This window comes from Cupriavidus sp. SIMBA_020 (genome assembly GCF_046535395.1).
GTDB lineage: Bacteria > Pseudomonadota > Gammaproteobacteria > Burkholderiales > Burkholderiaceae > Cupriavidus > Cupriavidus campinensis.
In genome coordinates this window covers 1-233 of the sequence record NZ_JAWRWU010001741.1, presented here as the reverse complement: position 1 = coordinate 233, position 233 = coordinate 1, and the positions used below count along the sequence as shown (strand labels likewise).

The window sequence follows — 233 nt, the reverse complement described above, 5'->3', positions numbered from 1 at the left end:
AACGTCGTCGGAACGTGCCCCGGCCTCGTTGCCGGGATAGTGATGTGGCGTGGGGTTGCGTGGGTTGGTTGCGCCTTGCTTCAACGCCATCGCGTTCGGCGAATCTTTCGCTTCGCGCGCCACCGCACACGGCTTCGGACAGACGGCGGCAATCAAGCTCGCCAGCACCGTTTCAAACGATGCGAAGCATGCGGCAAACCATCGGAATTGCTGCAGGCGCCGCGCTCGACCGG

1 protein-coding gene is annotated in these 233 nt (G+C 63.9%); it reads right to left on the bottom strand.

Annotation, left to right across the window (positions count from 1 at the left end; genetic code table 11):
- The coding region (locus tag SB751_RS35580) for a hypothetical protein (protein WP_410749682.1) at positions 1-233 on the bottom strand (233 nt) is incomplete at both ends.